The sequence below is a fragment of the Aeromonas sp. FDAARGOS 1411 genome, from assembly GCF_019047125.1.
GTDB lineage: Bacteria > Pseudomonadota > Gammaproteobacteria > Enterobacterales > Aeromonadaceae > Aeromonas > Aeromonas veronii.
In genome coordinates this window covers 2,299,387-2,310,475 of sequence record NZ_CP077214.1, presented here as the reverse complement: position 1 = coordinate 2,310,475, position 11,089 = coordinate 2,299,387, and the positions used below count along the sequence as shown (strand labels likewise).

The 11,089-nt window shown below is 39.1% G+C and carries 11 protein-coding genes; all 11 read left to right on the top strand.

All coding sequences use genetic code 11. The features are described 5' to 3' along the window. Nucleotides 1–220 precede the first annotated feature (220 nt). Genes rfbB through I6L41_RS10140 form a run of 11 tightly spaced genes read left to right on the top strand, consistent with a single transcriptional unit; the run spans nt 221 to nt 11,078 of the window. The gene (gene rfbB / locus I6L41_RS10190; protein ID WP_216958565.1) at nt 221–1,306 is read left to right on the top strand and encodes a dTDP-glucose 4,6-dehydratase; all 1,086 of its coding nucleotides are present in this window, start codon (nt 221–223) and stop codon (nt 1,304–1,306) included. Continuing rightward, nucleotides 1,306–2,196: a dTDP-4-dehydrorhamnose reductase gene (rfbD, locus tag I6L41_RS10185; protein ID WP_216958562.1), complete on the top strand. Its 891-nt coding sequence runs from the start codon at nt 1,306–1,308 to the stop codon at nt 2,194–2,196. The genes rfbB and rfbD overlap by 1 nt, the downstream gene beginning before the upstream one ends. 32 nt (nt 2,197–2,228) lie before the next feature. After that, nucleotides 2,229–3,104: a glucose-1-phosphate thymidylyltransferase RfbA gene (gene rfbA, locus I6L41_RS10180; protein WP_216958558.1), complete on the top strand. Its 876-nt coding sequence runs from the start codon at nt 2,229–2,231 to the stop codon at nt 3,102–3,104. 17 nt (nt 3,105–3,121) lie between these two features. Then, nucleotides 3,122–3,664 carry a dTDP-4-dehydrorhamnose 3,5-epimerase gene (gene rfbC / locus I6L41_RS10175; protein ID WP_216958556.1) on the top strand — a complete coding sequence of 181 codons (543 nt, stop codon included), beginning with the start codon at nt 3,122–3,124 and terminating at the stop codon, nt 3,662–3,664. Nucleotides 3,665–3,681: 17 nt separating this feature from the next. After that, nucleotides 3,682–4,809, top strand: a complete 1,128-nt coding sequence (locus I6L41_RS10170) for a DegT/DnrJ/EryC1/StrS aminotransferase family protein (protein WP_123173466.1) — start codon at nt 3,682–3,684, stop codon at nt 4,807–4,809. 1 nt (nt 4,810) lies between these two features. Beyond that, complete coding sequence (locus I6L41_RS10165) at nt 4,811–5,302, top strand: GNAT family N-acetyltransferase (RefSeq protein ID WP_216958552.1); 492 nt, start codon at nt 4,811–4,813, stop codon at nt 5,300–5,302. Nucleotide 5,303: 1 nt separating this feature from the next. Further along, nucleotides 5,304–6,080 (top strand): ABC transporter permease, encoded by a 777-nt coding sequence (locus tag I6L41_RS10160; protein ID WP_216958549.1) that lies wholly within the window; start codon nt 5,304–5,306, stop codon nt 6,078–6,080. Further along, entirely contained in the window at nt 6,077–6,817 is a 741-nt protein-coding gene (locus tag I6L41_RS10155) for an ABC transporter ATP-binding protein (RefSeq protein WP_216958546.1), read from the top strand. Before I6L41_RS10160 ends, I6L41_RS10155 begins: the two co-directional genes overlap by 4 nt. After that, a complete protein-coding gene (locus tag I6L41_RS10150) occupies nt 6,818–8,983 on the top strand; it encodes a glycosyltransferase (RefSeq protein WP_216958543.1) in 2,166 nt (721 codons plus the stop codon). 3 nt (nt 8,984–8,986) lie between these two features. Then, nucleotides 8,987–10,195, top strand: a complete 1,209-nt coding sequence (locus tag I6L41_RS10145; protein ID WP_216958540.1) for a glycosyltransferase — start codon at nt 8,987–8,989, stop codon at nt 10,193–10,195. Next, complete coding sequence (locus tag I6L41_RS10140; RefSeq protein WP_216958536.1) at nt 10,182–11,078, top strand: glycosyltransferase family 2 protein; 897 nt, start codon at nt 10,182–10,184, stop codon at nt 11,076–11,078. The genes I6L41_RS10145 and I6L41_RS10140 overlap by 14 nt, the downstream gene beginning before the upstream one ends. The last annotated feature ends 11 nt before the right edge of the window (nt 11,079–11,089 follow it).

Below are 11,089 nucleotides of genomic sequence, written 5' to 3'. Positions count from 1 at the left end.
GAGCAATATGGTAAAAAGCAGCAAGCTGGGGGCTGTAACCCAGGGGCGGTAGCCATGATGTTTACCTGTTATCAATGTAACTTTTGCTTTGTTTAAAATGTCAGATCCCCGGATCTCGGATATTGAGTGAATTTTAGACATTGCCTCAACTCTTCAGCGTTTTACTCCATTTCAGTCCGCACCTGTCACATATCAACTCTTTGCAAGAGATAACATATCTATGAAAATTCTCGTTACCGGTGGCGCTGGTTTTATCGGCTCTGCCGTGGTGCGCCATATCATCTGTGATACCCAAGATTCCGTTATCAATCTCGATAAACTTACCTATGCCGGCAATCTGGAATCCCTGGCCGATGTATCGACAAGCGAGCGTTATGCGTTTGAGCAGGTGGATATCTGCAATCGCGCCGAGCTGGATCGGGTGTTTGCCTTGCACCAGCCGGATGCTGTGATGCATCTGGCCGCTGAGAGCCATGTTGATCGCTCCATCACAGGCCCGGCTGACTTTATCGAGACCAATATCGTCGGCACCTATATGTTGCTGGAAGCGGCGCGCGCCTACTGGAACGGTCTGGATGAGGTGCGCAAGGCGGCCTTCCGCTTCCACCATATCTCCACTGACGAGGTGTATGGTGATCTGCCCCATCCGGATGAAGTGGCTGCCGGTGAGACGCTGCCGCTCTTTACCGAGACCACCCCCTACGCCCCCAGCAGCCCCTATTCTGCCTCCAAGGCTTCCAGCGACCATCTGGTGCGCGCCTGGCGCCGCACCTACGGTCTGCCAACCATCGTCACCAACTGCTCCAACAACTACGGCCCGTACCACTTCCCCGAGAAGCTGATCCCGCTGGTCATTCTTAACGCGCTGGATGGCAAGCCGTTACCTGTCTATGGCAAAGGCGACCAGATCCGTGACTGGCTCTATGTGGAAGATCACGCGCGCGCGCTCTACAAGGTGGTGACCACGGGCTTGGTCGGGGAGACCTACAATATCGGCGGTCATAACGAGAAGCAGAATCTGGAGGTGGTATACACCATCTGCGATTTGCTGGACGAGATGGTGCCGAAAGCGGGCTCTTACCGCGATCAAATCACCTATGTAGCGGATCGTCCCGGTCACGATCGCCGCTATGCCATCGATGCCAGCAAGATGAGCAGTGAGCTCGATTGGCTGCCAGAGGAGACTTTCGAGTCAGGTATTCGCAAAACCGTGCAGTGGTATCTGGATAACCAGCAGTGGGTCAGCAACGTCAAGAGTGGTACCTACCAATCTTGGATTGAGCAGAATTATGGGGATCGTGCCTGATGCATATTCTGCTGTTTGGTAAAAATGGCCAGTTGGGATGGGAGATGCAGCGAGCACTAGCTCCGCTCGGAAAATTAACGGCACTAAGTCATGATTCTAAAGATTATTGTGGCGATTTTTTGAATCCTAACGGGCTGATTGAGACGATACGATCACTAAAGCCTGATGTTATTGTCAACGCTGCAGGTTATACCGCTGTAGATCTTGCTGAGACAGAGCAGGATATAGCCATGAGAATTAATGCCGAGAGTGTAGAGGTAGTGGCCAAAGAAGCAAATAAGTTAGGTTCTTTACTAGTGCATTACTCAACTGATTATGTTTTTGATGGTAGCGGTTTTCAAGCATGGAATGAACTAGATAACCCTTCTCCAGTAAATTTTTATGGGAAAACAAAGTTATCTGGTGAGCAAGCTGTGCAACAATATTGTGATAGATATCTAATATTCCGTTCGAGTTGGATTTATTCCACATATGGCGATAATTTTATCAAGACTATTTTAAATCTTGGATTAGAACGAGATATCATTTCAGTTGTTAATGATCAGTTTGGTGCTCCTACTAGTGCAGACTTATTAGCTGATTGTAGTGTTCATGCAATTAAAATAGTCTTAGAGGATGAATCTAAGTATGGCTTATATCATGTAGCTGCTAGCGGAGTTACAAGCTGGTATAAATATGCGCTTTTTATATTTGATTTTGCTAAAAAACAAAATAAAAACATCAAGGTGAAGGAAGTTATCGAAGTTCCATCAGCATCTTTTTTACGTGAGGCAATTAGGCCTATGAATTCAAGACTTAGCACTGAAAAATTCCAGCGTGAATTTAATCTTGTTTTGCCGGAATGGAAAGGTGGTGTGGAGAGAATGTTGACTGAACTCATGGCAAAATAAAACTTAATATACTAACTATAGGTTATGTCAATATGAAAAAACGTAAAGGTATTATATTAGCTGGTGGTTCAGGCACACGTCTTTATCCTGTAACGATGGCAGTGAGCAAACAATTACTACCTATTTATGACAAGCCTATGATCTACTACCCGCTCAGCACCCTGATGTTGGCTGGTATTCGAGATATTTTGATCATCAGCACGCCGCAAGATACTCCTCGCTTTGAACAATTATTGGGTGATGGCAGTCAATGGGGCTTGAACTTGCAATATCAGGTACAGCCAAGTCCGGATGGATTAGCGCAAGCATTTATTCTTGGTGAACAATTCATTGGTTCAGATCCCTGTGCCTTGGTATTGGGCGATAATATCTTTTATGGCCACGATCTTCAGAAACAGCTGGAGGCTGCTGCAGCTAAAGAGAGTGGTGCTACTGTATTTGCCTATCATGTACAAGATCCTGAGCGTTATGGAGTTGTCGAGTTTGATACTCAAGGAACAGCAATTTCACTGGAAGAAAAGCCCCTGAAGCCCAAGAGTAACTATGCAGTGACGGGACTCTATTTTTATGACAATAGTGTAATTGAGATCGCGAAGAGCCTTAAACCATCCCCCCGTGGTGAGCTTGAAATTACTGATGTGAATAGCATCTATTTAGAGCAAGGAAAACTATCTGTCGCTATGATGGGGCGTGGTTATGCTTGGCTCGATACCGGTACTCATCAGAGTCTTATTGAAGCAAGTAATTTTATTCAAACAATAGAGACGCGTCAGGGCTTGAAAGTTGCTTGCCCAGAAGAAATCGCGTATAGAAAGAAGTTTATAGATAAAGAGCAAGTTTTGAGATTAGCAAAGCCGCTCTCAAAGAATGGCTATGGTCAGTATTTATTACGGATGGTGGGTGCTTAAGAACTATAGGAAGAGAAATGAAGGTGATTAAAACAGATATTGATGATGTATTGATTATCGAACCTAAAGTGTTTGAAGATGAACGTGGTTTCTTTTTTGAGAGCTTTAATCATCGAGAGTTTGAGCTTGCTATCGGTAAAAAGGTTAACTTTGTCCAAGATAACCACTCTAAGTCGATACAAGGAACACTCCGCGGCTTACATTATCAAATTCAACACGCACAAGGAAAACTGGTTCGTTGTGTAGAGGGCGAAGTTTATGATGTTGCTGTCGATATTCGCAGAGAATCACCAACATTTGGAAAGTGGGTTGGTGTATTTTTAAGTGCTGAGAATAAGCGACAACTATGGATACCAGAGGGTTTTGCTCATGGTTTCTATGTTACTAGCAAAACAGCTGAATTTTTGTATAAAACAACAGACTATCGATATGCAGAATATGAAAGAGGATTAAACTGGCAAGATTCTACACTTAATATTGATTGGCCTATAAATCATGAAGTGTTACTTTCAGAAAAAGATCGTAATGCTGCAAACTTGTTACAAATAGAAACCTACTAAAAATTAGGAGTAAACCTGTGTCTATTCAGCTTTTTGTTCCAACATTTCGTGTTGAAGAGTGCCTTGAACAAGTTCGTGAATGTCTTGAAAAAGGTTGGACTGGTCTGGGATTTAAAACTCAGCAAATTGAAGAAGAGTGGAAAAAGTATACTGGTTTGCCACATGCTCACTTTTTAGCTTCAAATACAGTTGGTCTCCATCTTGCTTTTCATATGTTTAAAAGTGAGCAGGGTTGGCAAGATGATGATGAGGTTATCACTACACCTTTGACTTTTGTTTCAAGCAATCATGCTATTTTATATGAAAACCTTAAGCCGGTGTTTGCTGATGTAGATCAGCACCTTTGTCTTGACCCTGTTGATGTAGAAAAGAAAATAACCAGTAAAACTAAAGCTATTATCTTTGTCGGGTTAGGTGGCAACGTAGGTCAGTATAATAAAATTCGCGAAATCTGTGACCGTCACAATCTGAAGCTTATTCTTGATGCTGCTCATATGTCTGGCACCCGTTTTAACGGTAAACATGTTGGCTATGATGCTGATGTAACAATATTCAGTTTCCAAGCTGTCAAAAATATGCCTACTGCTGACTCAGGTATGATTTGCTTTAAAAATGAAGAAGATGATGCTCGAGCTCGTAAGCTGTGCTGGCTTGGTATTAACAAAGATACATTTGCTAGAACCACTACTCAAGGCGCATATAAATGGATGTATGATGTTGAAGAAGTCGGCTTCAAGTATCATGGCAATTCAATTATGGCTGGTCTTGCACTCGTATCTCTTAAATATCTTGACCGAGATAATGCATATCGCCGTCAACTTGCTCAATGGTATGAAGAGTTGTTTGTTGAAAATGATAAAATAAAAACAATTCCTATGGCGGAAGGATGTGAGTCCTCACGACATTTATTCCAGATTAGAATCAGTAATCGTGATGAAGTCATGTTGGCGTTGCACGAACATGATGTATATCCTGGGGTACATTACCGTGATAATACTGCATATCGTATGTATGCGCATGGTGCAGGCATGTGCCCTGAGTCGCATAAAGCTAGTGATGAAATCTTATCGCTACCCATGCATATGGGGGTGTCACGTCAAGACGTCGAATTCGTAGCTGAACTCATTAACAAGTACGTGAAATAATATGAAACCAGCCCTTTCTATTAAAAATGAGGGGCTGCTTTTGCGGCCCCTAAATGAAAAAGATCTTGGTGACACTCTAAATTGGCGCAACCGCGATGGTGTGCGCCAGTTTTTTTTCTATGACAAATTAATTAATATGGATGAACACTTTAGGTGGTATGAAAGTTATTTAGGGAAAGATACTGATGTTGTTTTAATTGGCGAGTCATTCGGTGAAAAAGTAGGTCAACTTGCCGTATATGATATTGATTTGAATAAAGGTAAAGCAGAGATAGGGAGATTTGTTGTTTCTCCAGACTTTGCCGGCAAAGGGATGATGAGGCGTTTAATCATCTTGCTTTGTGATGCTTGTGCTGCATATGGATTGAAGGAACTTTATTTAGAAGTCTTACCTAGTAATGAAAGAGCAATCAGGCTCTATGATTCTATAGGTTTTACCATTATTGATGAAACACCAACCGCTATAAAGATGAGTAAAGTTATAGGAGTATAATGTGACTGAATATATTGAAGCTCTTCGGCAATGGCGAGTTTGGTTATTTCTAGGTTTGCAAGATATAAAATCTCGATTTAGAGGATCAATTGTCGGTCCAGCTTGGCTGCTTATAAATCAAGCTGCGCTAATGTTAGCTGTTGGGGTTATATTTGGTCATCTCTTTCATCAAGATATGAGCAATTTTTTACCATTTCTTGCTATTGGGTTAGTGTTATGGGGGAGCTTGACTTCTTCAATCATAGAGGGCGGTAGTACCTTTATTATTGCTGAGGGATACATTAAGCAGTTTACGTTCCCTAAGGCTGTCTATGTATTCAGAACTTTAGTGTCAAATATAATTGTGCTACTAGTTGGCTTGATTGTGTTTCTTGTGGTTGCGGCTTGTTATGGTAAGTTAACAGTTATAGGTGTTATTTGCTCTTTACCTGGTATGGCATTGTTTATAATTATTAATTTATTGACGATGGTTATATTTTCACATATAGGTGCAGGTTTTAAAGATATTCCTCATCTATTTTCAAGTGTAATGCAAGTGCTATTTTATGTGACACCGGTAATGTATACACCCGAAATGTTATCTGCTCGCGGATTGGATTTTGTATATAAATACAACCCACTCTATTATGCAATGGAAATTGTCAGGTATCCATTTATAAATGGTTCGCTTGCAAGTTATGATGTGTACTTGAATGCGTTTATTTATGCATTTACACTATTTATTTTGGCAGTGATTGTTGTCAGGAAATATTCTCGTCAAGTGGTTTATATGTTATGAGTAATGAATTGAAAATTTCTCTCGAAAATGCATCTGTCCATTTCAAAGTAAATATGAATGGAGGTTCTCTTAAGTCCAGAATCATTGGTGCTTTACAGAGAGATAATAATGTCAAATATGTAAAAGCTCTGGACAATATAAACCTTTCTATAGGGCAAGGTGAGCGTGTCGGCGTTATTGGACTAAATGGTGCAGGAAAGAGTACTTTACTGAAACTCATGGCAGGTATATATCCGCCAACGAGTGGCAAAGTAAATGTTATTGGTCATGTATGTCCCATGTTTGAGTTTGCCACTGGTTTTGAAATGCATCAAACCGGTTGGGACAACATTAGAATTCGAGCGCTTCTATTGGGTATGCAGCCTGATGAAGTTGAAGAGAAAATTCACAAAATAGCTGAATTTACAGAGCTTGGTGAATTTCTAAATTATCCAGTGAGAACCTATTCTGCAGGAATGTTTATACGTCTTGCGTTCGCTGTGTCTACATCAATTAACCCCGAAATTCTTTTATTAGATGAAGTCGTTGGTGCCGGTGATATGAACTTTGCTGCAAAAGCAAAAGATCGTATGTTTGAGTTTATGCAGAATGGAAAAATTTTGGTTTTCACTAGTCATTCTATGGGGTTGATTAGAGAGTATTGTGACCGAGTTATATGGATTAAATCTGGCAAAGTTATTGCTGATGGTGATAAAGATAGCGTTATAAAGGAATATGAGAGAACAGGAGTTCTGTAGATGCGTGTAAAGGATTTGGTTGAAGCAACTATCTGGGTTCCTAATAAAAATAAGGATGCTACACCGCCCCTTGTGTCAGTATTGTTACCAACTTTCGAGAAGGCCCATAACGGGCTTCTCAAAAGAGTATTGGATTCAATCATTGCACAGTCATTTAGAAACTTTGAAGTCATTATTGTAGATGATGCAAGTTCGGATAATACAACCGAATTGGTTAAGAGTTATATGGATTTTGACAATCGGATTCATCTACTTCAACATCCTGAAAATATTGGTTTACCAGCAGTGTCCGAGTGGGAGGCATTACAGAGGTCAACAGGGAAATATATATTTTTTGCGTTTGATGATAATTTCATATACCCTAATGCATTTGAAGTTCTGTTAAGCGCCATCGATAGTCGAGATGATGTTCTTTGTTACGGTAATGTAAGGCTGATTTCTGCCGATGGAAGATCTGATTTTTATCTTGGGCAGTCTGAAAACAAAAATATATATATATTTAATTATGTTGGTAATAGCGCGGTACTACTACCAAGAAAAATAATAAATGACGTAGGTTTTTATGACCCGCATATCCTAATGTCCCGTAATTGCGACTGGGATTTATGGCAACGTATTGCACAAAAGTATGCATTAGAACATCATAATGTGCTAGTTGCGGATGAGTTTGGGCTTTCAAATAAGAAATCTCTAGGTAACACATATCCGTTTGATTCTTGGGGGAATTATTTCCGGAGACAGAAAAATAGAAACAGAATGTTACAGCCATCCACTTTTGAATGTGTTGATGTCTTTGAGGTTGATGAAGATTTTGATTATTTATCCAAGATTACAGTCTCAGAGTTGGCATATAATCACGCAATCAAACGAGGATGGTGTGATAGTAAAAAGGATGCCATTATAATTATTTTGTATGATGGTTATAGTACTGCAACAATATCTCATGCTTTTGGTTTTTTACCTTTAGAAATAAAGTATAGAATTCGTCTGGTAAATGTGCATACGGCCTCTGTCGATCTGTTGTCTAGGGCATCAGCACTTATTGTAGTTAGAGGCATTAAGAGTTATTTAAATTGGATAGTAAGAGCAAAAGAATTAAAAATAAAAGTTGTTTACTATGTTGATGATAACTTGTACTTGTTGAGTAGTAATGAGCTAAAAGCAAATGGAAAATCGATATTTGATAGTTCTCTTGCTGACGTGAAATCATATGAGTGTTTTGATGAAGTGTGGTGTAGCACCCAAAATCTTACTAGCGAATATAAGTCTTACTTACCACACAAATTAGTTTACATACACTCTAACAATTACTCTACTATTTCCTTTCCATTCGATTTAGAGTATCAAGACCTCGCAGAGCTTATTGTATTTGGTTTTATTGGTGGTGCTCATAGATTAACGTCATTTTATGATGATGTTGTCCCTCAGATACAAAGTCTGGCCTGCGAAAAAAAAATAAGGCTGATAATGGCCGGTCTTTGTGATAAGGATAAAAATATATATGAGGGTGTCTTTAGGAATCTGAATATCGAGTTAATGTTCATAGACTTTGAGCCTGATTGGCAAATGTTGATGATAAAACTTCGCTCTCTTCGTTGTCACTTCATTTTGCATTCTTCAAGTGATAGTATTAATAGACCTTATAAAACAGATAATGCGTTAGTCTGTGCAACATATGCAAACGCAATTTTATGTACTGATGAGACTGCTGTTTATTCGGATAGTCCTCAAGCATATATCTCTATGAAGAGCTGGGATAAAATATTTGATGTGATTAAGCTAGAAACTAGTGAAAGCATCAATAAGAAGCTCTTGATGGCTAGGGCGGTTGTTATAGGAAAGAGTCACTCAAGTCGTATATTCGACTTACATGATAACCTTATTTATCAAGTGACGTCTTTGGATGTTTATAACAGGCTTATAAAAATTAATAGTAAAGAATGTTTATATTCAGATAGAATGGCCTCCTTGGAAGAGGTTATTTCAAATAAGGACAAATACATATCGGAAAAACAAATTTTATTAGATGAGCGGTACAACATAATCATTGAGTTGCAAGAAATGCTAAGGCAGAGAGAACATGAGTTTTTTAAATATTTCATTAAGAATCTAATAGTGAAGTTGAAAACATCACTAAATTATTTTTTTAGGGCGAAGAAAGTATAATGCATGTTTGGACTAAAATTAAATACAATCCTTATCTATGAGGCTGAGATAGCCACCACCCAGCTTGTTGAGAGGGTTTTAGCTAACCCTAACCTTTTTAATTTAAAAAAAGAGATATCCCAAAATGCTTTGAGCAATCTAGATAAGTTATTAAATGACAATGAAGAACATTTACCAATAATTATCAGAAGCGCTTCACCTGAAACCATTCAGATGGTTCGTATTTATGTTCAAAAGGCTATCCCTTTTGTATACTATATAGATGACAACTTCTGGGAAATTAAAGGTGATACTCCGCTGGCAAAGTACTATCAACATCCGATTATTCGCGACGGATTAAAGTATATTGTTGGCCATGCATCAATGGTTCTGTGTAATTCTGCACCGCTAGCTGACTATATCCGAGAACGCTATACAAAACGAGTTTCTGTTGTTCCTCCTATGTTTGATTTTAATCTTCTTGAGGGGGTGCATTCTTATTGTGGGGAAGAGATAAGGATAGGTTTTGCTGGTAGTTCTAGCAGGCTAAAAGATATTAATTTTTTAAAAAATGTCATTCCTGATATATTAGAAAAGTATCCACGTGTTGTCTTTGAGTTTGCAGGTGTTATGCCTGAAGGTCTAAAGATATCTGACCGGATTAGATATTTCAAACCGGTTTCAAGTTATGCAGATTATATAAGTTTTCAATATTCACGTGGTTGGAAAATTGGTTTGGCCCCTCTTTTGGGATCAGAGTCCGATTGTTATAAAACAAACAACAAGTTTCGTGAATATTCAGCTTGTTATACAGCTGGTATATATTCTGATAGTTTGTCATATAAAGGCTCATTAAAAGATAATGTTAATGGACTTGTTTGTTATTCATTAAACCCTCAGGAATGGTTATTAGCTATATCCTCTCTGCTTGATGATGCAGCACTACGGGATCATCTTGCACATACTGCTCATGAGTTTGTAAAAAAACATTATGATGTGAATATCATATCTATGGCTTGGCATAAGACGTTGCTTGCAGCTAGCAATGTCCCGCCTAAACCTGAATCGAAAATAATACCGCTGGTTAGCTTCTATAAAAGATTTAAATGGCAGCTTTTTTTATACAAGTTAAGAGCTGAGGATGTTTATAAAAACAGAGGTGGTACAGGATTAGTGAAGCATATCTTAAATTTTTTATATAGAAAACTTGTTGGTGTTCATGGAAAAATATAAACCATTTAAGTCATCTGCTGTTATCGTAACATACTTCCCTGATGCGGATGTGGTTCCAAGAATAATAAAGATGTCAACTTTGGTAGACCTTGTTTATGTAGTAGATAATACCCCCGAGATTGATTGTAAATCTATTTCTGCTGTTATCCCAAGCAATGTCAGTGTATTAACATTAGGTGAAAATAAGGGGATTGCTACTGCATTGAACTGTGGAGCTGATCTGGCATTTAAAGATGGTGCTGATTTTGTTTTTTTCTTTGATCAAGACAGTAATCCAGATCAGTCCATGATCGATACATTGATCGCGGTCAGTTCCGGTTTTGTGGACAGTCATGTCGCAGTTGTTGGTCCTGCATATTTTGATACGCGTTTAGCCAAGAAAGCGCCATTCATCACGTTTAAACAAGGTAGGTTATGTAGGGTTCCTGCTGAAGGGGACAAGCTGATTGAGGCCGATTATCTTATTACGTCTGGCAGCATCATCAGTCGTAAGTCTTGGGAATGCATAGGACCTCACGATGACTCGCTATTTATAGATTATGTTGATATTGAATGGTGTTTGCGGGCTAAAAGTCTTGGGTGGCGTGTTATTGGCGTTCCATATGTAGTTATGGAACATACACTTGGTGATGAGCCAATAAACGTATTTGGTAAGAAATTACCTGTACATTCACCAATCAGGCATTATTATTTTTTCAGAAATTGTATTTCTTTACTACGTAGAGATTATATACCCACAGGCTTTAAAGTAAGAGAGCTCTGTTTTTTGCCGATTCGATTTTTTATCTATGCATTTTTCACAAAAAACAAGTTATCTCACATTACTAAAATGACTAAGGGGCTGCTGGATGGGGTGTTATCTAAGTCAGGTCCCTATCTGTAATCTCTATAAAT

Coding starts and splice junctions, on each gene's coding strand:
- rfbB (WP_216958565.1), top strand. CDS start 221: ATGAAAATTCTCGTTACCGGTGGCGCTGGTTTTATCGGCTCTGCCGTG.
- rfbD (WP_216958562.1), top strand. CDS start 1,306: ATGCATATTCTGCTGTTTGGTAAAAATGGCCAGTTGGGATGGGAGATG.
- rfbA (WP_216958558.1), top strand. CDS start 2,229: ATGAAAAAACGTAAAGGTATTATATTAGCTGGTGGTTCAGGCACACGT.
- rfbC (WP_216958556.1), top strand. CDS start 3,122: ATGAAGGTGATTAAAACAGATATTGATGATGTATTGATTATCGAACCT.
- I6L41_RS10165 (WP_216958552.1), top strand. CDS start 4,811: ATGAAACCAGCCCTTTCTATTAAAAATGAGGGGCTGCTTTTGCGGCCC.
- I6L41_RS10155 (WP_216958546.1), top strand. CDS start 6,077: ATGAGTAATGAATTGAAAATTTCTCTCGAAAATGCATCTGTCCATTTC.
- I6L41_RS10150 (WP_216958543.1), top strand. CDS start 6,818: ATGCGTGTAAAGGATTTGGTTGAAGCAACTATCTGGGTTCCTAATAAA.
- I6L41_RS10145 (WP_216958540.1), top strand. CDS start 8,987: ATGTTTGGACTAAAATTAAATACAATCCTTATCTATGAGGCTGAGATA.
- I6L41_RS10140 (WP_216958536.1), top strand. CDS start 10,182: ATGGAAAAATATAAACCATTTAAGTCATCTGCTGTTATCGTAACATAC.